General features: G+C 60.3%; 19 protein-coding genes. 12 read left to right on the plus strand and 7 right to left on the minus strand.

All coding sequences use genetic code 11. The features are described 5' to 3' along the window. Positions 1-193 precede the first annotated feature (193 nt). The 5 genes from DKK74_RS05690 to DKK74_RS05710 all read left to right on the plus strand — a co-directional run bounded on the left by DKK74_RS05690 (position 194) and on the right by DKK74_RS05710 (position 5,551). Complete coding sequence (locus DKK74_RS05690) at positions 194-1,384, plus strand: NAD(P) transhydrogenase subunit alpha (protein WP_110413180.1); 1,191 nt, start codon at positions 194-196, stop codon at positions 1,382-1,384. Further along, on the plus strand, positions 1,381-1,749 hold the full coding sequence (locus tag DKK74_RS05695; RefSeq protein ID WP_110413181.1) for an NAD(P) transhydrogenase subunit alpha: 369 nt from the start codon (positions 1,381-1,383) through the stop codon (positions 1,747-1,749). The genes DKK74_RS05690 and DKK74_RS05695 overlap by 4 nt, the downstream gene beginning before the upstream one ends. Next, on the plus strand, positions 1,746-3,155 hold the full coding sequence (locus DKK74_RS05700) for an NAD(P)(+) transhydrogenase (Re/Si-specific) subunit beta (protein ID WP_110413182.1): 1,410 nt from the start codon (positions 1,746-1,748) through the stop codon (positions 3,153-3,155). Before DKK74_RS05695 ends, DKK74_RS05700 begins: the two co-directional genes overlap by 4 nt. 81 nt (positions 3,156-3,236) lie before the next feature. Next, positions 3,237-4,262 carry a threonine aldolase family protein gene (locus tag DKK74_RS05705; RefSeq protein WP_110413183.1) on the plus strand — a complete coding sequence of 342 codons (1,026 nt, stop codon included), beginning with the start codon at positions 3,237-3,239 and terminating at the stop codon, positions 4,260-4,262. Positions 4,263-4,501: 239 nt separating this feature from the next. Next, positions 4,502-5,551 (plus strand): NAD(P)-dependent alcohol dehydrogenase, encoded by a 1,050-nt coding sequence (locus tag DKK74_RS05710; RefSeq protein WP_110413184.1) that lies wholly within the window; start codon positions 4,502-4,504, stop codon positions 5,549-5,551. 190 nt (positions 5,552-5,741) lie between these two features. Here DKK74_RS05710 and DKK74_RS05715 read toward each other — a convergent pair whose 3' ends face one another. Both DKK74_RS05715 and DKK74_RS05720 read right to left on the minus strand, forming a co-directional pair. Then, complete coding sequence (locus DKK74_RS05715) at positions 5,742-6,647, minus strand: sensor histidine kinase (RefSeq protein ID WP_219997356.1); 906 nt, start codon at positions 6,645-6,647, stop codon at positions 5,742-5,744. A 49-nt stretch (positions 6,648-6,696) separates the two neighbouring features. Next, complete coding sequence (locus tag DKK74_RS05720; RefSeq protein WP_110413185.1) at positions 6,697-7,389, minus strand: response regulator transcription factor; 693 nt, start codon at positions 7,387-7,389, stop codon at positions 6,697-6,699. A gap of 157 nt (positions 7,390-7,546) precedes the next feature. Between DKK74_RS05720 and DKK74_RS05725 the strand changes: the two genes are divergently transcribed. Together DKK74_RS05725 and DKK74_RS05730 are read left to right on the plus strand one after the other, a co-directional pair. After that, on the plus strand, positions 7,547-8,479 hold the full coding sequence (locus DKK74_RS05725) for an ABC transporter ATP-binding protein (protein WP_110413186.1): 933 nt from the start codon (positions 7,547-7,549) through the stop codon (positions 8,477-8,479). Continuing rightward, on the plus strand, positions 8,476-9,252 hold the full coding sequence (locus DKK74_RS05730; protein ID WP_110413187.1) for an ABC transporter permease: 777 nt from the start codon (positions 8,476-8,478) through the stop codon (positions 9,250-9,252). The genes DKK74_RS05725 and DKK74_RS05730 overlap by 4 nt, the downstream gene beginning before the upstream one ends. Before the next feature lie 6 nt (positions 9,253-9,258). Here the strand turns inward: DKK74_RS05730 and DKK74_RS05735 are convergent, their stop codons facing one another. The 5 genes from DKK74_RS05735 to DKK74_RS05755 all read right to left on the minus strand — a co-directional run bounded on the left by DKK74_RS05735 (position 9,259) and on the right by DKK74_RS05755 (position 14,048). Beyond that, positions 9,259-10,437 carry a glycosyltransferase gene (locus tag DKK74_RS05735; protein ID WP_110413188.1) on the minus strand — a complete coding sequence of 393 codons (1,179 nt, stop codon included), beginning with the start codon at positions 10,435-10,437 and terminating at the stop codon, positions 9,259-9,261. A 77-nt stretch (positions 10,438-10,514) separates the two neighbouring features. Next, positions 10,515-11,378: a MetQ/NlpA family ABC transporter substrate-binding protein gene (locus DKK74_RS05740; RefSeq protein ID WP_110413189.1), complete on the minus strand. Its 864-nt coding sequence runs from the start codon at positions 11,376-11,378 to the stop codon at positions 10,515-10,517. Positions 11,379-11,411: 33 nt separating this feature from the next. Next, positions 11,412-12,293 (minus strand): MetQ/NlpA family ABC transporter substrate-binding protein, encoded by an 882-nt coding sequence (locus tag DKK74_RS05745; RefSeq protein WP_110413190.1) that lies wholly within the window; start codon positions 12,291-12,293, stop codon positions 11,412-11,414. 25 nt (positions 12,294-12,318) lie between these two features. After that, on the minus strand, positions 12,319-12,999 hold the full coding sequence (locus DKK74_RS05750; protein ID WP_110413191.1) for a methionine ABC transporter permease: 681 nt from the start codon (positions 12,997-12,999) through the stop codon (positions 12,319-12,321). Then, complete coding sequence (locus DKK74_RS05755; protein ID WP_219997357.1) at positions 12,996-14,048, minus strand: methionine ABC transporter ATP-binding protein; 1,053 nt, start codon at positions 14,046-14,048, stop codon at positions 12,996-12,998. The genes DKK74_RS05750 and DKK74_RS05755 overlap by 4 nt, the downstream gene beginning before the upstream one ends. Before the next feature lie 135 nt (positions 14,049-14,183). Between DKK74_RS05755 and purT the strand changes: the two genes are divergently transcribed. From purT to purM, 5 genes are all read left to right on the plus strand, one after another. Further along, a complete protein-coding gene (purT, locus tag DKK74_RS05760; protein WP_110413193.1) occupies positions 14,184-15,491 on the plus strand; it encodes a formate-dependent phosphoribosylglycinamide formyltransferase in 1,308 nt (435 codons plus the stop codon). Between the two features lie 77 nt (positions 15,492-15,568). Next, positions 15,569-16,321: a phosphoribosylaminoimidazolesuccinocarboxamide synthase gene (gene purC / locus DKK74_RS05765; protein WP_110413194.1), complete on the plus strand. Its 753-nt coding sequence runs from the start codon at positions 15,569-15,571 to the stop codon at positions 16,319-16,321. A gap of 79 nt (positions 16,322-16,400) precedes the next feature. Beyond that, positions 16,401-20,180: a phosphoribosylformylglycinamidine synthase gene (locus tag DKK74_RS05770; protein WP_110413195.1), complete on the plus strand. Its 3,780-nt coding sequence runs from the start codon at positions 16,401-16,403 to the stop codon at positions 20,178-20,180. A 17-nt stretch (positions 20,181-20,197) separates the two neighbouring features. Beyond that, positions 20,198-21,706 (plus strand): amidophosphoribosyltransferase, encoded by a 1,509-nt coding sequence (purF, locus tag DKK74_RS05775; protein WP_110413196.1) that lies wholly within the window; start codon positions 20,198-20,200, stop codon positions 21,704-21,706. 38 nt (positions 21,707-21,744) lie between these two features. Beyond that, the gene (gene purM / locus DKK74_RS05780; protein ID WP_110413197.1) at positions 21,745-22,794 is read left to right on the plus strand and encodes a phosphoribosylformylglycinamidine cyclo-ligase; all 1,050 of its coding nucleotides are present in this window, start codon (positions 21,745-21,747) and stop codon (positions 22,792-22,794) included. Positions 22,795-22,812: the final 18 nt, after the last annotated feature.

The following is a 22,812-nucleotide window of genomic DNA, read 5'->3' on the forward strand; positions in this document are numbered from 1 at the left end:
CGAGCATGGTTCTTTGCTCTTTCTATTTCTCATCCTCTTCGGCAAGACACCATGCAAGATACCTCGAACTTGGTCTCTTCTCAGCTGTTACTTATTCACATACAAATTGTGTTGACCTCCCAACAGTAAAGACCAGCAACTAGAATCATTGATGAAATTACTCACACACAGTTGTGTTTGGAAAAGGAAAGACATGAGTGGACCAGAACAATCCAACGTAGCCTTCGGGGTCCTCAAAGAAACAGACGATGAGGAGTCCCGTGTGGCCCTAACGCCTGACATCGTGACCCGGCTGACCAGGCAGGGCATTACCTGCCTATTGGAGTCCGGAGCCGGGGCACGAGCCGGCTTCCAAGATGAGGACTACCAGCAGACGGGAGCCACAGTCACCGACAGGAATAGTGTGCTATCCAAGTCACAAGTTCTGGGCTTCGTCAACAGACCCGATGAATCTTTGCTGAAGGGGATCCCAGCCGGAACATGGATCATCGGCATGCTGGGGTCCTTGAGCGACAAGGACTACATCAAATCCCTGGAAACGTCCGGGCTTACAGGGATCGCTATGGAGCGACTCCCCCGACAGCTCAGCTCGGCCCAGTCCATGGACGAGATGACCTCGCAGAACTCGGTCATGGGATACAAGGCGGCTCTGGTGGCTGCCGATGCCTATGGTTCCTTCTTCCCCATGATGACCACTGCTGCAGGAACCATCCGACCAGCCAAGGTCCTGGTCCTGGGTGCCGGTATCGCAGGCCTGCAGGCCATCGGGACCGCAAAACGCCTGGGAGCCGTGGTCACCGCCTATGATGTCAGGCCCGCCTCCAGGCAGGAGGTGGAATCCTTGGGAGCCAAGTTCCTCGACCTGGGACTGGACTTCTCCAAGGGGCAGGGCGAGGGCGGCTATGCGCGCCAGCTGACCGATCAGGAGCAGGCCCAGCAGCAGGCTGCGGTGGATGCCAAAGCGGCAGGCTTTGATGTGGTCATCACCACAGCCAAGGTTCCAGGCGGGAAGCCTCCTCGCCTCCTCAGCGCCGAGGGTGTGGCCAACCTGCATCCCGGGGCTGTGGTCGTGGACTGCGCTGCCAGCGACCTGGGCGGCAATGTCGAGGGATCACAGGTGGGAACCAGGACCACCGACAAGGGAGTCATCATGATCGGGGCCCCATACCTGGCCAGCGGCGTAGCCACGACGGCATCGAATCTTCTGTCGAGAAATGTGGCGGACGTGCTGGTGCATTTCCTTCGTGACGGTGCGCTCAGCATCAAAACGGACGACGAGATCGATCAAGCACTTGTTGTGTCAGGAGCAACCAAATCCAGCGCGCATGGAAGCGCGGATGCTCCGGATGTTGAAAAGACCGAAGAGAAAGGTCAGGAGCAATGAATTCTTTGGTCATAGCAATAACGCTCTTCATTCTGGCCCTGCTGATCGGCGTGGAGGTGATCGGCAAAGTTCCGGCCACGCTGCACACACCGCTCATGTCGGGCGCCAACTCCATTCATGGCATTGTGATCGTCGGGGTAGTCATCATCGCGGCGGAGGCTCACTCCCCGCTTTCCTACGTACTTATATTCCTGGCTGCCGTCCTTGGCGCCATGAATGTGGTGGGCGGCTACGTGGTGACCGACAGGATGCTGGAGATGTTCAAGTCCTCCAAACCCGACAAGGGGAAGGATAAGACCAGTCAGGACGAACAGGCTTCGACCGTCCCGACCCAGACTGCTAAGAACGAGGGAGCCGAGAAGTGAACACCCTCGACATCATCACCTGGTTCGTCTATCTTCTTTCCTCAGTCATGTTCGTCATGGGCCTGCACTACATGAACTCCCCCAAAACCGCCCGTACAGGCAATAGGATTTCTGCGGCAGGCATGATCATCGCCGTTGCCATGGCCTTCATCCACCTGTTCGCCACGGGTTTCACCTCCTCCCTGGCTATCGTTCTGCTCGTGCTCGGCATTCTGATTGGATCCGTTGCAGGGGTCTACTCGGCCAAGAAGGTGAAAATGACGGACATGCCTCAGCTGGTTTCCGTCTTCAACACGGTCGGCGGCGGCGCTGCAGCCCTGGTCGCTCTGAACGACATACTGACTTCCGAGGGCACCCCGACTCTGGTGGTGCTGATCACCGCCGGCCTGGGCGTGGTCATCGGTTCCATCACCTTCACCGGTTCCCTGGTAGCTGCCGGCAAACTCCAGGGCATCGGCCTGATCAAAAACCTGAAGCTGCCGGCCAAGGCTGTCTGGAATGTGCTCTTCGCTCTGTTGACGGTCCTCAGCCTGGTCCTGCTCTGCCTGAATCCGGACAATCGGACCCTATGGGCCCTCCTCACGGCCATATTCGCCCTAGGTTACGGACTTGTCTTCGTCATTCCCATCGGTGGCGCCGACATGCCCGTGGTCATCTCCGTCTTGAACGCCTGCACAGGTACAGCTGTGGCCATGAACGGCCTGGCGATCGACAACGTGGCTTTGATCGTAGCAGGCGCTTTGGTTGGTGCAGCAGGTGCAACCCTATCCGTCCTGATGGCCCAGGCCATGAACAGGCCGCTCCTGAGCGTGCTGGCCGGCGGGTTCGGCGGTTCCTCTGTCAGCGCCAGCCAGGATCAGGGCACCCAGGGGACCATGAAGGAGACCACGCCCGACGATGTGGCTGTCCAGCTGGTCTATGCCGACAAGGTCATCTTCGTCCCCGGCTTTGGTCTGGCTCAGGCACAGGCCCAACGCGAACTGGCCGACCTGGGCGAACTGCTCAAGGGCCGTGGCGTGGATGTATCCTATGCCATTCACCCTGTGGCCGGCCGTATGCCCGGACATATGAACGTCCTCCTGGCCGAGGCCAACGTTCCCTATGAGGAATTGATCGACCTTGATGACATCAATCCCCAGTTCCCCTCAGCCAACGTCGCTTTGGTAGTGGGCGCCAATGACGTGACCAACCCGGCTGCACGCCGGCCGGGGACTGCAGTCTCGGGCATGCCCATCCTGAACGTTGACAAGGCCCAGCATGTTGTCGTCCTCAAGCGAGGCAGAGGCAAGGGGTACGCCGGCATCGAGAACGAGCTCTACTTCAACCCAAATACGCAGATGCTCTTCAATGATGCCAAGGTCAGCCTTCAGGCGATCATTGCATCGGTCAAGGAACTCATCGCCTGAGCATATGCTGTAGTGAGAACCATGGCTCCGGATCGGCTTGGCTGGTCCGGAGCCAATTATCATCGAACAGGAAGGACCCACATGCTGTCATTCGTCAACGACTATTCCGAGGGCGCACATCCCGCAGTCCTGCAGCGGCTGATCGACACCAACATGGAGCACCTTCCCGGGTACGGCAAGGATCGGTACTGCTCCTCCGCTGCTCAGAAAATTGCCCAAGCTTGTGGCTGCCCCCAGGCCCAGGTCTATTTCATGGCCGGAGGAACCCAGACCAACCAGGTCGTCACTTCCTGCCTGCTGAAGTCATATCAAGGAGTGGTCGCTGCAGATACTGGCCATGTCAATGTCCATGAGGCCGGCGCCATCGAAGCCGTAGGCCACAAGGTTCTGACAATTCCCGGCGAACAGGGCAAGATTCGCGCAGAGGACCTTGACGCTTTTCTGGAAGGCTTCTATGCCGACGGAAACCATGAGCAGATGGTCTTCCCCGGCATGGTCTACATCTCACATCCCACCGAGTATGGGACCCTCTACACTCGTCAGGAGCTGGAAGATCTCTCGCAGACCTGTCGGGAATACAAGATTCCGCTCTACCTGGACGGGGCCAGGCTGGGATACGGACTGGTGGCTCCCGGAACCGACGTCGATCTGACGGACATAGCCCGTCTCTGCGACGTCTTCTACATCGGCGGGACCAAGGTCGGCGCACTCTGTGGGGAAGCGGTGGTCTTCCCCAGGGGGAACGCTCCCGAGCATTTCAGCACCATGATCAAAAGAAGGGGAGCACTCCTGGCCAAGGGAAGACTCCTGGGGGTGCAGTTCGACGCTCTCTTTACTGACGACCTCTACTCACGAATCAGCCGCAACGCCATCCAGACGGCGGCGATGATCAAAAAGGCCCTGCGGGAGAAGGGGTATCAGATCGTCATGGACTCCCCCACCAACCAGACCTTCGTCCGCCTGGACAATGAGCGCATGGAGGAGCTGTCCAAGCAGGTCGCCTTCGACTTCTGGGAACGCAGCGATGCCACCCACACCGTGATCCGGCTGGCCACCTCCTGGGCGACGACAGTCGAGGACACCCAAGCGCTGATCAATCTGCTGTAAAAGCCGCTCACGCTGAACCAAGGCAAGCCTAGGTAATCCTGCAACCCCTTCCCCGCCAATCAGCCTTCGGGGAGGGGTATTTGTATGTATATGGCTTTCACCCTGCGTTGTTGGACATATCATACTCGTTCGGGTGAGTGCAAAGCTGTCATTCAGTAAGATTTTTATTGCAACGATGCTGTTGCACACCTCCGCCCTGAGCACAGGGACGGAATTACTTCAACGATGAAAGGACGCTTATGAAAGCCGTTGTTTTCGAAGAGTACAACACCTTCCCCACCCTCAAGGAAGTGCCGGAGCCGACACCCGGGAGCGGCGAGGTTCTGCTCAAGGTGGCCGGGGCAGGTTGCTGCCATTCTGACGTCTCCGTCTTCCAGGACTACACCCCAGAAACCGGCAGCCACACCAAGCCGCCATTCATTCTGGGACATGAGACCACTGGTTGGGTCGAAGAGGTAGGACCCGATGTCACGGGCTTCAAGAAAGGCGATGCCTACATCGTCTATGGACCCACCGGATGCGGCCACTGCCCTCACTGCGTGGCCGGCCAGGAGAACTACTGCTCCAGCGCCGCAACCAATAAATCCCTGGCGCTGGGACTGGGGCGTGACGGCGGCATGGCTGAATACATGACCGTTCCGGCCCGCAACCTGGTACCGCTGGGCGATGCAGATCCAATCGGCGCTGCACCCCTGGCTGACGCTGCCCTGACTCCTTACCACGCCATCCGGGCTGCCATGCCTCACCTGAACGGCGGCGGAAAGTACGCTCTGGTCATTGGCCTGGGTGGACTTGGCCAGATCGCCATTCAGATTCTTCACGCCCTGACCGGCGCCACCGTGATCGCCACCGATACCAAGCCAGAGGCCCTGGCCAAGGCTGAGGCCAAGGGTGCCATCCCCGTGGTCAGCGACGAGCACCAGGTGGAGAACATCAGGAAGATCACCCACGGGGAGGGCGTGGACGCCGCCTTCGATTTCGTGGGTGTGGCCCCGACCATTGCTGCCGCACAGGCTTCGGGCGGCCCGGGATCCCGGGTGACCGTGGTCGGCATCGCCGGCGGCAAGGCGGAATACGACTGGTACTCCAAGCCCTGGGAGCAGGAGCTGCTTGGCGTCTACTGGGGGTCCATCCCCGAGCTCTACGATGTGGCCAACATGTATCGCAACGGCCAGATCGAGACCGAGATCGAAACCTACTCGCTGGACAATGCCCTGGATGCCTACCATAAGCTGGTAGATAACAAGCTCTCGGCCAGGGCTGTTATAGTGCCCCACACCAAGGCCTGATTTCCCCTGATTGTAGACGGAGAAGCGGCTCATCTGTGGATCTGATTTAAGCACAATCAGATTTAGGTATTGTCAGATTCATGTGCTGACACCATTCTCCGCCTACATGCGCTGATGGCCAGTCACGGTCTTGTCGTGAAGACCGCGACCGGCCACAGCATCTTACCAAGCTCCCTCAAGCCTACGTTATTTACAGTTCCTTCGATTGCAGAGCATCACCCAACAACAAGTGGACCAGGAAAATAGCGTCGGCGGATTCCAGCCTCATGGAGCCGCTGAGCGAATCCACCAGGGAATCAACGATGCTCAGACCCAGACCTGTGCTTCTGATCTTGGTACGTGACTGGTCATCGGTCTGGAACCGTTCCATGAGCCTGTCCACATCGACTGCTTCGCCCGTAGTTTTGTTGCCGAAGTCCAAATGAATTCGTCCATCTTCACTCTTGTGCAGGTCCACCCAGGCTGATTCCTCCGCATACTTGAGCCAGTTGCCAATCAGGTTCTGAATTATTCGACTCATCATGATCTGATCCGTCGTAATTTCCACACCAGTTTGAATTCTGGGCTCCACCGTGACGGACCGCGCGGTCAGAGAATCGAAGGCATTGAAGAGCTCCTGCTGAACCAATGCCGATAGGTTCACCCTGGTCAGATCCAGGCTCACGCTCTTCTCCTGTATCAGATTGAAATCCATCAGGTAATGCAGATAGTGATCCACCGACTGCAGGTTGTTGAGGATCTTACCCAATTGCTCCTGATCAGCCGATCCCTCCTTGAGCAGCTGGGCGTATCCCCTGGCCACGGTCAGCGGGGTCTTGATGTCATGGGTTAGGTTGGTCAGCATCTGCCGGACTTGCTTGTTCTGCTCAGCCTGGGTGATCTGCAGCCGCCTGGTCTTGTTCAGAACGGCATTGATCCTATCCGCCAGAGTGCGGATGAGCCCGATATTGGACCCAGTGGTTACCAAGGCGTTAGTGTCGGCATGGTTGATGAAGTCCAGATCGTCACTGATCCGTTTGAGGTCGGCAATCAGCATTATCAAGCCAATCGCCAGGGCGAGGGCGACAAGACCCAAAACAAGTGCGGCCACCTTCACGGATTCACCTCCGACGACCCTTATTCATCGTTCTTTCTTCCATCCGAATTCAGACCAGGCGAACGCCGATGCCCCAGACCGACACGATGTAGCGCTGACTGCCGGCGTATCTGTTCAAACTGGTCCGCAAGGTGCTCAGATGCACATTGAGTGTATTCTCGGCATTGATGTATGGCTGGTTCCAAACCTGCCTGTAGAGGTCCTCCTTCTCGAAGACCCGATGTGGATGGTCCATCAGAAGCTCAAGGATGGCGAATTCCTTGCGTGCCAGTTCGACCCTGTGCCCATCAACGCTGACCGTGTGCTCCATCCGGTCCAGCTCGATCCCCTGAAAACACATCTTGGCGTCCGATTCACCTGCTGCATCCGCGTCCGCTTTCAGCGCCCCGGATTGGCGCAGCTGGACCTGGACGCGAGCGCGGAGCTCATCAATGTCAAAAGGCTTGGTCACATAATCATTGGCGCCCTGCTCCAGGAGGCTGACGGTTCTGGTCTTATCCTGAATGGCCGTGAGAATGATGACCGGCACTGAAGAAATATGCCGGATGGCCTTGAGGACGCTGTCCCCGGTGACTACAGGGAGCATCAGATCCAGAAGGATCAGGTCGGGTTCCTCCTGCTGGAAGCAAGCTAAGGCCTGGGCGCCCGTCGTCGCCTGGATGATCCGGTAGGTCCCTCCCAGCACATCCTTGAGCAGGGACTGGATGTCCTCCTGATCCTCCACGACCAGAATCGTCGGCATACTGTCTTCCTTTCGCGAGTCACTCTCATGTTACTGAAGCCGCTTAACGAGGCCGGTCTCGCCCAAGCGGATTTATGCAATTCTTAATGATTTCTTAGCCATGCAATTAAGAAAGGCGTTTTAGATTCTCTGATAGCGACATAGCGAAAGGAACTCCATGGACGATACCATTCTGGATATTAACCATGCCAGCAAACGGTTCGGCCGCTTCCAGGCACTCGACGATCTCAGCCTTTCCATAAACAAGGGCGAGGTCTACGGACTGATCGGCGAGAATGGCGCTGGCAAAACCACTCTGATGCGTCTGATCACCGGGCTCTCCCCCATTCAGGGGGGAACCATAAGGATGATGGGGCACACAATTGGCAAGGACAGCCGCATACTAAGCAGAATAGGCTCGATCATTGAGGCTCCGGCCGCCTTCAAAAAACTGACCGTCAGCCAGAATATGAAGCTGACAGCCATCCAGCACGGGCTGGCCGACGACAAGGCCATCGATCAGACCATCGACTTCGTCGGCCTGAGCGAAAAGGCCAAGACTCGGGCCGGTCACCTCTCTCTTGGCCAGCGTCAGCGCCTGGGGTTGGCCATGGCCATCCTCACACGGCCTGATTTCCTGATTCTGGACGAGCCCATCAACGGCCTGGACCCGGCAGGAATTATGGAATTCAGAACACTCCTGGACAGGCTCAACAAGGAACGCCAGACGACCATTCTCATCTCCAGTCACATTCTGAGCGAACTCTATCTGGTCTCCTCCCGGTTCGGATTCATCAGCCACGGCCGCCTGATCAAGGAAGTCAACAAGGATGAACTGGACCGAATCAATCAGAATGGACTGTTGATCGACGTGGACCAGAGCTCCAGGGCCGCCATGCTCCTGGATCGCCAGGGAATCGGCCCCTTCCAAGTCCTTGACGACCATCAGATTCTGATCAAGCAAGGGAATCTGGAACCGGGACCCATCAACAGTCTTCTTGTTCAGGAAGGCATCCTGGTCAATCAAATCAGCCAGCAGAAGGGATCACTGGAGGAATATTTCGCGGATCTGCTCGACAAGGATTCTCAAGAGCCTAGGAGACAACAATGATTAACCAGATCAGGGCAGACTTTTACAGACAGCGACGCTCCATCGGCATGCTGATTCTGCTGATTGCCACTGTGGCACTCGGCATAGTGACCACATGGAGCAAGACGACCATAGGAATCACCACCGGGGGCGAAGAATACGCTCATCAACTGTCGGCAATCGAACGCCAGGGCTGGACAGTCAGAACAGGCCTGCAAGCAGGTGCCGCCTCCGCCTCGTCCCTGGTTTACTTTTACATCGCGGTCTTCGTTATCGTCATTGGTTCGGAATACAGCCAGCACACTTTGAAGAACACGCTGACATCAGGCATCTCACGAATACAGTTCATCCTAGGCAAGTACGTGACCATCCTGATTGACATCATCCTCCTGACCCTGTGCTACTTCATCACCATCCTGATCACCGGTCTGGCTCTAGGAAGGAAGCCGGGGGGCGACTGGGGCGTCTTGGGCAAGGATGTGGCCGTCATGACCCTACTGGTGAGCTTCTGCGTTTCCGTCATCATCAGTCTGGGCATCGTCCTCTTGATCATTGCCAAATCCCTGGTAGCCCCAGCGGTGGTGATCGTGATATGGCCCGTGCTGATCGGCCTCGTAGAGTTGACAGCAAAATGGCAGTGGCTGAAATACTTCGACTTCGTCGGGTTCGGCGAACAGATCGTTCTGAACACTCTGAAGGCCGATCAGGCCTGGATCTATGCCGGAGCATCCGTGGGTGTGGTCCTGGCGGCCATCATCGGATCGGCTCTGATCATATCCAAGCAGGAGATCTAAGCCAGGTCAGGCTATACCTGCTCCGGCTCTTTGATCGCTGACGGCCTGCATGGCCATATGGGCAAAGGCCTTGACGGAGGCATCCAGGGAATAATGTTCCTTGGCATGTTCGGCGTAGCGTCCGGACCAGACTGCAAGGGCATCAGGATGGTCTATCCACCAGTCGATTTGCTCAGCCAGCGCCCAGGCCTTGCCAACCGGGAAGAGCGAATGCTGCGTCAGGGCGAAGTGTCCTGCGGCGCTCAGGTCGGATCGGGCAATGATCGGGACTGCGCCACAGGCCATCCCCTCCAGGACGCTGACCGATTCCAGATCCGCGATTGAGGGGTGGATAAGAAGATCGGCCCGCCTGAGCAGGTCGGGCATGGTCGCGTTCTGGTGGAATCCAATCGAGACCTGCATGCCGTCCAGCTGCCTGTCGGCTTCCGCCCTCAGTCGGCGCTCCATAGGCCCTGTGCCTGCTATGGTCAGGCTGATCCTGCGCCTGTTCCTGCACAGAGCCAAGGCTCGGATCAGGGTCAGATGGTCCTTTTCCCGGGCCAGCCTGCCGGAGGCCGCGACTTGGATCAGCCGGTCTGATCGCTGACGCTCGTATCGGTCACGCTCATATCGGATCCCGGGGTTGAACCTAGGCTGGTACCCGTTGGATATGACATGCAGGTGGGCCTTGTACCCATGCGAGCGCAGCAGGTCGGCCGTCAGCTGGGTGGGGACGTGGATGTGCCCGACATGATCGTAAAGCCAGAACCGAAACAGCCTGTAAATGGCCGCATCCACCCCGGGTAGGTAGCGCAATGGGCCAGAGGAATAGGTGATGTTCTCAGGCTGAATGTGAAAGCCGGCGGTCACCGGTATGCCCATGGATCTAGCTTGGGACAGGGCGGCGCGGCCGAAGGCGAAGGGTTCGTAGATATGGACCAGGTCCACACCGGCAAAGGCCCGTCGGAAGAGTTCCGGATCAGCACGAGCGAAGCTCATCTGCTGCCTGGCCGCCACACGGGAGACCAGAGGGATTCGATGCACCCGCGCCGGATAATCTGTCGAGCCCACCCCCACCAGCCGGACCCGGTGCCCCAGCGCTTCCAGACCCTGGGCGTATTGGATGGCGGAATTGGAGGTTCCGTTGCCCCTGTTGCCGAAGGAATCCAGAACCAGGGCCAGCGTCAGGCGATCATGATCCCTCATCAACGTTCCCTCCGCTGTTCAACAGTTGCAGACTTGGGCCGGACCAAGACAAGGCGACCACCAGATTGCACCCACTATTAGTAGGAGAAGGCCGGGACGGCCGCACCACGATAGTAGCGGTTGATGGCATCGGCCACATATCGACTGTGGTAGGCGGAGACCAGAGCCTTGTAGGCAGGGTCGTTCTTGTCGGCCTGCCTGGCCACGATGATGTTGACATAGGGGTGATTGGCTGGCGATTTGAGATCGCCGGGCACCTGGTAAATCGCATCCTGGATCTTCATGCCGGCATCCAGGATGAAATTGGTGTTGGTAATGCCGGCCGCATAGTCGGGCAGGACCTTGACGATTCCCGGCGGATCGACCTGGTCCAGGACCAGCCCGCGCGGGTTGTCGACGATGTCTTCGGGAACCGGCGTGGTGGCCTTGGGGTCTCGCAGACCGATCAGCCCGGCGCTGGCAAGCACCTTCAGGGACCGGCCCAAGTCAATGGGATCACTGGGAATGGCCAGCCGCTCGCCTCGCCCTATCTGGTCGACGCTCCGGTACTTCTTGGAGTACAGGTTGAGCGGTGAAATGTAGGTGTCACCAATGGCGGCAAAACGGTACCCGTGCTGCTTGGACTCCTGCTCCAGAAAGGCATAATGCTGGAAGGCGTTAAGGTCGATCTCACCGTTGGACAGCGCCTGATTGGCGTAGCGCCCATATTGGAAGGACCGGAGCTTGATTTTTATGCCTGCCCGGCGCTGGTCCAGCTCGTGCTGAACGGCCTTCCAGATTTCCTCATCAGCATCACCCACCAGGCCGATGCTGATCTCCCGCTGGCCACGTTCGGGCTGGTTGACCTTGACATAGGCCACGCCCATCAGGACGGCGACCACCAGGATGACGACCGAGACAACCGCCAGCTCTCGCTTGGCCCTGGTTCTTCTGGTGCTCATATCCGTCCTCCTTCATTGCTGGAACCTATCGCATCAGGAAACCTTGAATGCCGGCAGGCAGGCGCCCTTGTAGACACGGACGATGGTGTCGGCTACGGGCTTGGAATGATAGGCGCGCACCACTGCGGCGTAGGTGGGGTTGTCCCGCTGATCCTTGGTGGTGACGATGATGTTGATATAAGGCTTGTTGGCCGGGTTCTGCAGATCGTAGGGAACCTCGTGGATGGCATCGTGCACGCTGCGACCTGCATCGACCACAAAGTTGGCATTGGTGACACCACCTGCGTAGTCGGGCAGCAGGTTGAGGATACCGGCCGGGTCCACCTGCTCGATATGCAGATGCTTGGGATTGTCCACCACATCCTCGGGCAGCGGGTTGGTGGCCTTGGGGTCGCGCAGACCTATCAGCTTGGCATCGGCCAGGACCTTCAGTGCCCGGCCCATGTTGGTGGCATTGTTGGGGATGGCCACCCTGTCGCCGTCCTGGAACTGCGAGGGCTTGGCATAGCGCTGCGAGTAGAGGTTCATGGGCGAGATATAGGTATTGCCAAGCACGGCCAGCTGATAGTGGTTGGTTTTCACATCGTCCTCCAGGTAGGCGTAATGCTGGGCGGCGTTGAAGTCCACCTCGCGGTTGGCTGTGGCCTGGTTGACGTAGATGGCGTCCTGGAAAGGCTTGAGTTCGATTCTGATGTGTTCGCCCCGCCGATCCAGCTCTGTCTGGACGGCCTTCCAGATCTGATCGTCCGAACTGCCGATGACGCCGACCTTGACGACCTTGACATCGGCACCCACCTGGTTCAGACGGATATCAGTACCGACCACCAGCACCAGCAGGAGGACGATGACCAGGCTGAGTGCCGCCAACTGGATCTTGGCTCTGTTCTTTTTGCCGACGCGACTACGACCGACCACGATAATCTGACCTTTCCCCGGTTGCTCAGTGTTCGACGACCTCGGCCAGAAGCCGGCCGAACAGTTCGATCAGGGCTATGAAGATGACCAACACAATGATGGTGGCGATGGTCACGTCGTTCATGGACCGCTGGTAGCCCAGACGGATGGCAAAGTCACCTAGACCGCCGCCGCCCACGATGCCCACGGTGGCGGTCTCGCCCACCAGGCTGACGATGGTGATGGTGGTCACCCTGATGATTGAGGGGATGCCCTCACGCAGGTAGACGTGCCAGATGATCTGCCAGGTGGTCATGCCCATGGATTCCGCCGCCTCAACATACCCGGGGTCCAGACCAGCAAGGGCCGACTCGATCTGCCGGGAGAAGAAGGGAGTGATGCCTACAACCAGCGGGAAAATCGCCCCCTTGGGCCCGATGGCCGTACCCATGAGCATCCTGGTCACCGGCACCAGGGCCGCCGCCAGAATGATGAAGGGGATGGAGCGGAAGAGGTCGATCAGTTTGTCCAGGATGGTGAAGACCAGGCCGTTGTGGCGGATGCCGTCACGTCGGCTGATGATCAGCCCCACCCCGATGACCAGAGCAAACAGGAAGGAAATCACCCCGGAGACGCCGACCATGACCAGGGTCTGAACCATGCTGCTGAAGAACTCTGGCAGCCGGCTCATGACGTTGGGGAACCAGTTGGTAAGCAGGGACGTCATGACTTGAGAACCTCGATTCCGATGTTGCGAGAGCGCAGGTATTCCATGGCCTGGCGGATGTTTTCAGGGTCGCCGCCCATCCTGACCACCAGTCCGCCCAGGGGCGCGCCCTCCACCACATCGATGTCGCCGAAGATGATGTTGACGTCCAGGTTGTAGCGACGGCTGATGGTGGAGACCAGGGCCTCGGAGACCTCCTTGGAGACATAGGACATGCGCATGAGGATCTGCCCGGGTTCAAGGGCCACCAGAGGCGAATCGGCGGCCATCAGATCCTTGACCTTGTCCAGGTTGGATGTGGTGGCCACGAAGGATTTGGTCAGCTGGGCCCTGGGGTCTGCAAAAACGTCGAAGACCCTGCCCTGCTCCACGATGACGCCCTGATCGATGACCGCCACCCGGTTGCAGATCTGCCTGATGACCGACATCTCGTGGGTGATCATGATCACGGTGATGCCCAGCTGGTCATGCAGATCACGCAGCAGTTGAAGAATGGAGCGCGTGGTGGTCGGGTCCAGTGCGCTGGTGGCCTCGTCGCTGAGCAGGATATCCGGCTCGTTGGCCAGGGCTCGGGCGATGGCCACCCGCTGCTGCTGGCCGCCGGAGAGCTCAGCGGGATAATGATCAGCAAGCTCGGTCAGTCCCACCAATTCCAGAAGCTCGGACACCCGGGCCCGTCGAGACGCACGGTCACGACCATTCCCCCGCAGGGGAAGGCCCACATTGTCAGCCACCGTCCTGGAGGGCATCAGGTTGAAGTGCTGGAAGATCATGCCCGTACGACGCCTCAAGTCCCTCAGCTCGGCCGGAGCCAGGTCCTTGACCTCGCGGCCACGAACCTTGACGCTGCCCGAATCATAATCCTCCAGCCCGTTGATGCAGCGGACAAGAGTGGACTTGCCCGCCCCGCTCAGTCCGATGATGCCAAAAATATCCCCAGTCTCGACGGTCAGATCGATATCGGCCAGGGCCGTCTTGTCTTCGTCGTCGTCGCTGTGATAGGTCTTGGTCAGGTGCTCCATCCGCACCGCCGGTGTCCGCTCGCTCACGTTCCCGCCTTCCCTGGTCGACTGGATGACATGGTAATCGTCCCGGCGGCCAGTGGACAAGCAGGCCTCTATAGATGTCGTTTATAGGCATGTATCGATAATTCACCTGCTTGGTCTACGGGTCGGTGGCAGAATATGGGTATGAGCGCATCCGGTCAGCAGCGGATTATCAACACTATCAATCCCGGGGAGCGACCGTTCGGCTCTCCTCTGGGTCCAAGACCCACACGGGTCCTTCTCTTAGGGGCCGGCGAACTCGGCCGCGAAATTGCCATCAGCCTTATGCGGCTGGGGGCTTGGGTGGGTGCGGCGGACTCATATCCCGGCGCACCGGCCACCCAGGTGGCTCATGCCGGCTATCAGGTGAAGATGAGCGATCCGCAGGCCCTGGAGGACCTGATCGACAAGATCCAGCCCGATTTGATCGTGCCTGAAGTGGAGGCCATTGCCACAGACCGCCTGGTCGGTGCCGCGGCCCGGGGCATCCAGGTGGTGCCTGCCGCCCCCCTGGCGGCCATGTGCATGGACCGCCGGGCTCTGCGCGTCTTCGCCCACGAGCAGGTGGGCCTGCCCACCACCCCCTACCGATTCGCCGACTCCCCCGAAGAGCTGGCCAGCGCAGCGGACCAGGTGGGCTACCCCTGCATGGTCAAACCCCTGATGAGCTCCTCCGGCCACGGACAGACCCTGGTACGGAGCAGGGAGGGTTTGTCGCAAGCATGGAATTCGGCACTGACCCAAGGCCGGGCAGCCAGCAGGCACCAGGGCAAGGCCGAGGTCATCGTGGAGGCCCTGGCCCCCCTGGCCCATGAGCTGACTGTTCTGACCGTGGCCTCCTGCGCCGGCGTGGCCCCCTGCACGCCCATCGGCCAGCGTCAGGAGGACGGGGACTACCGCCTCTCCTGGCAACCTGCGGATCTGAATCCTGACATCCTGCAGCAGGCCCGGAGTATGGCCACCCGGTTGGTTGAGGCCATGACCTCCCTGGCCCGCCAGAGTGGCGAGACCGGTTGGGGTATTTACGGAGTGGAGATCTTCGTCCTGCGCGACGGCTCGCTGCTCTTCAACGAGGTAGCACCACGCCCCCATGACACCGGTATGGTGACTATGATTTCCCAACGGCTGACCGAGTTCGACCTACACGCCCGGGCCATCCTGGGCATTCCCGTCCATCAGGAGGATCTGACCCTGAGTCTGCCGAAGGGCACATGTGCGGTCAGCAGACCCATCCTGGTCAGGGGCCAGGGACCGGTCAGCTTCCAAGGTTTGCCGCAGGCCCTGGATCACCCAGGCACTGATCTGCGCATCTTCTCCAAGCCGGAAGTGCATGGTCAGCGTCGCATGGGCGTAGTCCTGGCCCTGGGTCCTGACCTGCAGACCGCCACCGAACGTGCCGAAGCTGTGGTCAAAGATCTGAAACCCCGGGTAGGCGCGGGGATGTAACCCCGGCTTGCTATGGTGGTCGTGTCCCAAGCAGTGCAGAAGTTTCCAATTCGCAACAAACTCGAGGAAGGCGAACAGTGGAAAAGTTGGGAATGCGCTATCAAGGCAAAGCCAAGAAACTGTACGAGACGGATGATCCGGACATACTCTGGGTTGAGTACACTGACCAGGCCACCGCGGGGAACGGGGCCAAAAAGGCCAATATCGAAGGCAAGGCCAGACTGAACAACAGGATCACCACGGTGATATTCTCCCTGCTGTCCCGCCGGGGCATACCCAGCCACTTCGTACGCAGCATCTCGGACACCGAACAGCTCAACCGTCGGCTGGACATGTTCCCCCTGGAGATTGTCATGCGCAACCGGGCCGCTGGCTCCTTCGCCCAACGGTACGGGGTTGCGGAAGGCACCGCCTTGAAGCAGCCGGTGCTGGAGTTCTTCTACAAGTCCGATCCCCTGGATGATCCGTTCATCAACCGGGACGACATTCTGGCCCTGGGACTGGCCACTGAGCAGGATCTGGACATCATCGCCGCTAAGACCCGGGAGATCAACGGGGCGCTGACCGGCATCTTCCGCGCCATCAACGTGGAGCTGGTGGACTTCAAGATCGAAATGGGCAAGACCAGTTCGGGCATCATCCTTCTCGGCGACGAGATCACCCCCGACACCTGCAGGCTCTGGGCTATCAGCAACAATAATGACGGCCAGGTCACCCACTTGGACAAGGACCTCTTCCGCAGGGACCTGGGCAGCATCATTCCGGCTTATCAAACCATTCTGGATGGGCTTACCGAATTGGAGGAGCGCGAAAGCCAATCGAATAGCTGAATCGGTCGACCCGGAAGCGAGCATATCGCCTCCGGGTTTTTCATTGGTCCCCAAACAGTCCATCGCGAAAGGATCTATTGTGCTCTTCCGTGTCTATACCGAGAAAAAGCGGGGCTTTGACCAGGCCGCCGACAGGCTTGCCGAACAGCTTCGCACCCTGCCGGGCGTGCAAGGGCTGACCGGCCTGCGCATAATCAATCGTTACGATCTGGAGGGAATCGACGAAGACCTCTTCAAACGTTGTCTGCCCACGGTCTTCGCCCAGCCCCAGACCGATCTGGTGGCCACCCGACTGGAGCAGGCCCTACGCATGAAGGGTAACGAGGACCTGCCGCCGCTGGACTCCCCCATGCTTTTCGCCGTGGCCCCCCTGCCTGGTCAGTTCGATCAGCGAGCCGATTCCGCAGCCCAATGTGTTCAGCTGGTCGGCCAGGGCGCCCGCCCCCTGGTTGCCACGGCCACCGTCTACCTGCTAGAAGGCGATTTGGATGCCGAGCAGATCAAAGCCGTCCGCAATTACCTGGTCAATCCGGTCGACTCACGGGTGGTGGGGCTGGAGCAGCCCAAGACCCTGGCCATGCCTGACGAGGATCCTGATCCAGTGCCCGTGTTGGACGGATTTCGCGATTTGGCCGATCCTGGACTCGAAGCACTGATTGACAAGCTGGATCTGGCCATGGATCTGCCGGATGTCCGCTTCTGCCAGGACCACTACCGTCAGGAAAAGCGAGACCCCACGCTGACCGAGCTCAAAGTGATCGACACCTACTGGTCCGACCACTGCCGGCACACCACCTTCAATACCAGGCTGGAGCGAATTAAGGCGGACAATCCCCGAGCCCGCGCCACGCTGGAACGTTACCGGGCAATCCGCGAAGAGCTGGGCCGCCAGGACCGACCGGAATGCCTGATGGACATGGCCACCATCGCAGCCAAGTACTTGCAGAAGCGAGGCATCCTGAACGACGTGGACCAGTCCGAAGAGGTCAACGCCTGCACTATCCGGACCAAGGTCGACGTGGACGGCCGGGATCAAGACTGGCTCTTCCTCTTCAAAAATGAAACGCATAACCATCCCACCGAGATCGAGCCCTTCGGGGGTGCCGCCACCTGCATCGGCGGAGCCATCCGTGATCCCCTGTCCGGAAGGGGCTACGTCTACCAGGCCATGAGGGTCAGCGGGGCAGCGGATCCCCGCCAGCCCCTGGATCAGACCCTGCCGGGCAAGCTACCCCAGAGCCGGATAGTCCGTCAGGCGGCCGACGGCTACTCCTCCTATGGCAACCAGATAGGGCTGGCCACGGGGCAGGTTCGGGAGATTTACCACCCAGGCTATGCAGCCAAGCGGATGGAGGTGGGCGCAGTGGTGGCAGCCACCCCGGCCGACCATGTGATTCGTCGCCGGCCCGCCCCCGGCGATCTGATCATCCTGGTGGGCGGAAGGACCGGCCGCGATGGAATCGGCGGCGCGACCGGGGCCTCCAAGTCCCAGGACGAAGAGAGTCTGGAACGCTGCGGAGCCGAGGTGCAGAAGGGCGATGCCCCAGAGGAACGCAAGCTCCAGCGTCTCTTCCGCCGCCCGGAGGCAGCCAGGCTGATTGAGCGCTGCAATGACTTCGGAGCAGGCGGCGTCGCCGTGGCCGTGGGCGAGCTGGCCGACGGGCTGAACGTGGACCTTGACCGGGTGCCGCTCAAGTACCAGGGGCTGGACGGGACCGAAATCGCCATTTCCGAGAGCCAGGAGCGCATGGCCGTGGCCCTGGCTGCCGAAGACGCGCCCGCATTCATCGACTACGCCCGGCAGGAGGACCTCGAGGCCACCGTCATCGCCGAGGTCACCGAAGAACCCCGACTGCGGATGACTTGGCGATCAGAGACCATCGTGGACATCCCCCGATCCTTCCTGGCTTCCAACGGCGCCCCTCACGAGGCCGATGCCCAGGTAACGGTTCCTGCTCCCTACCATGCCCCATTCGAGGTCCAAGGCAGCCTGGACGCGCGCATGAAGGCCCTGCTTGCAGACATCAACGTCTGCTCCCAGCAGGGTCTGGCCGAGCAGTTCGACTCCACCATCGGCGCAGGCACCGTCCTCATGCCCTTCGGCGGAACCCGACAGCTGACTCCGGCCCAGGCCATGGTGGCCAAGCTGCCGGTGGATGGACACACCACCACCGCCTCGGCAATGGCCTGGGGATTCAACCCCTGGATCAGCAGCAAGGATCCCTACACCGGGGCCTACCTGGCCGTGGTCGAGAGCCTGGCCAAGCTGGTGGCCAGCGGCTTCAGCCGTTCCCAGGCCCACCTGAGCCTGCAGGAGTATTACCCCAAGCCCGGCGCCGACCCCCGGCGCTGGGGTCTGCCGGTGGCCGGCGTCCTGGGAGCCCTCCAGGCCCAGCTGGATCTTTCCGTGGGTGCCATAGGCGGCAAGGACTCCATGTCCGGCAGCTTCGAGGACCTGGACGTGCCTCCCACCCTGATCAGCTTTGCCGTGGCCCTGGGGCGAGCCAAGGATGCGGTCTCTCCCGAGTTCAAGGCCCCGAACCGGCAGGTCTACCTTTTGACGCCTGAATATCAGGAGGACGGATTGCTACCCGATCCGGAGAGCCTGAGGGCCGTCATGGACCAGGTGGAGGCGCTGATCAGCCAGGGCCTGGTGGATGCTGCAGCCACTCCGGGCTACGGATGCATCGCCCAGTCATTGATGGAGATGTGCCTGGGCAACAGAATCGGGCTGAATCTGGCATCAAACACTGCCATATCTGCGCTCTTCCGTCCTGCTTATGGGAGCTTCATCCTGGAGACCTCAGGCCCAGAGCCCCTGTTCATTCAGGATTCCGGTCTGCATTTGCAGCTGCTGGGGCGCACACGGGAGGATTACCGCCTGCGCTGTGGCAGCGAGGATCTGGATCTGGCTGAGCTTGAGGAAATCCGTGCCAGGGGTCTGGAATCCATCTTCCCATACCGAGGCCAAGGCGGCCCGGTGCCGACCATCGGCCGCACCGATCGTGAGCCCGGCAGGCCAGCAGCGCGCAGAACCAAGGGGACTGCCAAGACCGCCAGACCCAGGGTGGTCATGCCGGTCTTCCCCGGCACCAACTGCGAGTACGACTCTGCACGGGCCTTCCGGGACGCTGGGGCCCAGGTGGAGACTGTGGTCATCCGCAACCTGAATGCCGAAGATGTAACCGAAAGTTCCCGCCGCCTGGCCCAGGCCATCCGCAGCAGCCAGATACTGATGCTGCCCGGAGGCTTCTCCGGTGGCGATGAGCCCGACGGTTCGGCCAAACTGGTGGCATCCTTCCTGCGTTCGAACCAGGTCGCCGATGCTCTCCAAGAGCTTTTGCAGGACCGGGACGGGCTGGTTCTGGGCGTCTGCAACGGCTTCCAGGCGCTGATCAAGCTGGGTCTGGTCCCTTATGGCAAAATCGTCACTGGGTCGCCCGAGGATCCCACCCTGACCGCCAACACCATCGGCCGCCATCAGAGCCGTCTGGTCCATACTCGGATCAGCTCCACACGCTCCCCTTGGCTGAGCGCCTGCCGGGTGGGCGACATCCACACCATGCCCATCAGCCATGGCGAAGGGCGGTTCGTGGCCGAGCCTGGCCTCCTGCGTACCCTGATCGACCGGGGGCAGGTGGCCGCCCAGTATGTAGATGAGCAGGGCCGTCCCTCCATGGATCCGCTGGTCAACCCCAATGGATCCGACATGGCCGTCGAGGCCATCACCAGTCCGGACGGCCGGGTGCTGGGCAAGATGGGCCACACGGAACGCAGCGGCCCCGACCTGTATCTCAACGTGCCCGGAGGCCACCCGCAGCCGCTCTTCCAGTCGGGAGTGGACTACTTTGCCGCCTAGGGGAAAGGACATAGACCATGTCGTTGGAGCTTGAAGGCATTCACGAGGAGTGCGGTATCTTCGGAGTCTGGGGCCACCCCGATGCCGCCCGGCTGACCTACTTCGGCCTGCATGCCCTGCAGCACCGCGGCCAGGAGGGTGCCGGCATCGTTTCCAACGACCAGGGGCATCTGATCGGACGGCGGGGCCTGGGCCTGCTGACTCAGGTCTTCCCGGACGAGTCCAGCCTGACGCCGCTGACCGGAGACCGGGCCATAGGCCATGTCCGCTACGCCACGACCGGCTCAGGATCCATCGAGAACATCCAGCCCTTCGTCTTCCGCTTTCATGACGGGGACATAGCCCTGGCACACAACGGGAACCTGACCAACTGCGACAGCCTCAAGGCGCAGTTGGAGGATCAGGGGGCCATCTTCCACTCCAACTCCGACACCGAGGTGCTCATGCACCTGATCCGGCGCAGTCCTGAAAAGGACTTCATGGCAGCGCTCAAACAGGCCCTGCGCCAGGTTCATGGCGGCTTCGCCTACCTGCTCATGACCGAGGATGCCATGATCGGAGCCATGGATCCCAACGGCTTCCGTCCTCTCTCGTTGGGCCAGCTGCCAGGAGGGGCCTACGTCCTGGCCTCGGAGACCTGCGCACTGGATTTGGTCGGCGCCACGCTGGTGCGTGACATCGGCCCCGGCGAAATCGTCCGGGTGGACGACTCGGGTTACAGCATCGAGCGCTATACCGATCAGACCTGCCTGTCCATCTGCTCCATGGAATTCATCTACTTCGCCAGGCCCGACTCCAATATTTATGGAGTCAACGTCCACTCGGCCCGCAAGCGAATGGGTGCCAGGCTGGCCCGCGAAGCCCCGGTGGACGCCGATATGGTCATCGGAGTGCCCAATTCCTCCTTGTCCGCAGCCTCAGGTTATGCCGAGGCGGCCGGACTGCCCAACGAGATGGGGCTGATCAAGAACCAGTATGTGGCACGCACTTTCATCCAGCCCAGCCAAGCCATGCGCGAACAGGGTGTCAGGATGAAACTGGCCGCTGTACGAGGCGTCGTAGCCGGCAAACGGGTGGTGGTCATCGACGATTCCATAGTTCGAGGCACCACCTCGCGCAGAATCGTCCGTCTGCTTCGGGAAGCCGGGGCGAGCGAGGTGCACATGCGCATCGCCTCCCCGCCCCTGCGGTATCCCTGCTACTACGGCATCGACATCCAACGGACCTCCGAACTGATCGCCGCCAAGAAGTCCGTGGAGCAAATCAGAGAAGCCATCGGGGCCGACTCCCTGGCCTACCTGAGTCTGGACGGCCTGGTGGATTCCATCGGTCTGGGCCGTGATGCACCTTACCAAGGGCTCTGCGTAGCCTACTTCAACGGTGATTATCCCACGCGACTTGACGACTATGAGCAGGGCTTCCTGGCCTCGCTGACCCCAAAGGACCGGGCCCGGCTGGAGGCATCCAAGGGATCCTACGGGCTTGATATGCCTGCAGGATCGGGACAGAAGACCAATGAGCGCTAACGAAAAACAGAACAGACAGCGCAGAGAAAGGAGCAACCATGCCGAAGGCATATGAGCAGGCTGGGGTATCGGTGGAGGCCGGATATGAACTGATCGACAGGATCCGTTCCCACACGGCCAGAACCCATAGGCCGGGCGCCGGAGACATTGGCGGCTTCGGCGGCGACTTCGACCTGTCTGCGCTCAATTACCGCCATCCGGTTCTGGTTTCGGGCACTGACGGCGTGGGTACCAAGCTGATGGTGGCCCGGGAAGCCGGCCGCCATGACACCATCGGTCAGGACTGCGTGGCCATGTGCGTCAATGACATCATCGCCCAGGGGGCCGAACCGCTGATCTTCCTGGACTACATCGCCTGCGGACACAACGACCCGGCTCTGCTGGAGCAGGTGGTCAAGGGCGTGGCCGACGGCTGTGTCCAGGCCGGGGCCGCCCTGGTGGGCGGGGAGACCGCAGAAATGCCTGACATGTACCAGCCTGACGAGTACGACCTGGCCGGATTCACCGTGGGTGTGGTCGAACGGGAGTCCCTGGTGGACGGTTCGGCCATCAAAGAAGGCGACCAGCTGATCGGCCTGCCCTCCTCAGGAGTCCACTCCAACGGATTCTCCCTGATTCGCCAGGCCCTGCTTGACCAGGGAGGCATGAAGCTGGAGGATCGGCCCTACCAGCTTGGCGGACGGACCCTGGGAGAGGAACTGCTGACACCCACCCGCATCTATGTCAAGGCCCTGCGTCCGCTCTTCGCCTCCGGCCTGCTCAGGGGCGCTGCACACATCACCGGAGGCGGCTTCGTGGAGAAGGTGCCCCGGATTCTGCCCGAGGGGCTGGCGGCCAGCTTCAACCTGAATGCCTGGAAGGTGCCGCCCATCTTTACGATGATCGAGGAGATGGGCAGGGTCGACCATCTGGAGATGTACAACATCTTCAACATGGGCATTGGAATGGTTCTGGTCGTCTCCCCTGACCAGCTGGACCAGGCACGCGCAGTCCTGGATGGGGAGCAGGAGTCCTACACCCTGATCGGACAGGTGACGCGTGCTCAAAACGGCCAGCAGGTCATTCTTAACGAAGACGGTCGTCAGTAATAGCGAGAGGAGCCCATC

Origin of the sequence: Bifidobacterium asteroides, from assembly GCF_003202755.1 — a bacterium.
Classification (GTDB): Bacteria; Actinomycetota; Actinomycetes; order Actinomycetales; family Bifidobacteriaceae; genus Bombiscardovia; species Bombiscardovia asteroides_F.